Origin of the sequence: Robiginitalea aurantiaca (assembly GCF_030380815.1) — a bacterium.
In the GTDB taxonomy this organism is placed as follows: domain Bacteria; phylum Bacteroidota; class Bacteroidia; order Flavobacteriales; family Flavobacteriaceae; genus Robiginitalea; species Robiginitalea aurantiaca.
Map to the genome: position 1 here is coordinate 1 of NZ_JAUDUY010000036.1, position 601 is coordinate 601.

Consider the following 601-nt stretch of genomic DNA (forward strand, 5'->3'; position numbering starts at 1 on the left):
CGAGGATCACATCGGTACCGTCATTATTGGTAAAAGTGTATGTACCATTCCCATTATCCGAAATGTCTGCCTTGCTAACCGTTTGTGACACCCCACTCTCATTGACATATGTAAGGGTTCCATCGGCATTATCCGTGAGGTTGGTAATCGTCTCAGAAATTGTAACTGAGGCGACATTTAAATACAAAGCGCCATCGGCTCCTGCTGAAAGGTCATTATTTAAATCGGTACTGATAAGATTCGTAGATTCAGTTCCGCCTCCATCAGTTACCTCCAAAGCACCAGCGTTCATTGTTACCCCAGTGTTAAACTCATTGGTCGGATCCGCATCCGCATCGTCTACCAGGGAAGAAAGGTCGACCGTTACATCTGTGGTTCCTTCACTTATGGTCAGCACATTACTGCCATCCAAAGCCGCTCCCGTTACATCGTCATCGGCCACTGCATCTACATACGCTTTGGTAGCTGCATCCTGGGCTGCCGTCGGATCTGCAAGGTTGGCTATAGCTGCGCCTCCGGCATCATTGCCTTCTGTAAGTACACTGCCCAGATCCTGGATCTCATTCGTAGCATCAGCGTCCGCATCGTCTACCAGGGAAGA

At 48.9% G+C, this 601-nt stretch carries 1 protein-coding gene; it reads right to left on the reverse strand.

From position 1 onward, the window contains the following. The coding region (locus QU605_RS15330; protein ID WP_289726204.1) for a hypothetical protein at positions 1-601 on the reverse strand (601 nt) is incomplete at both ends.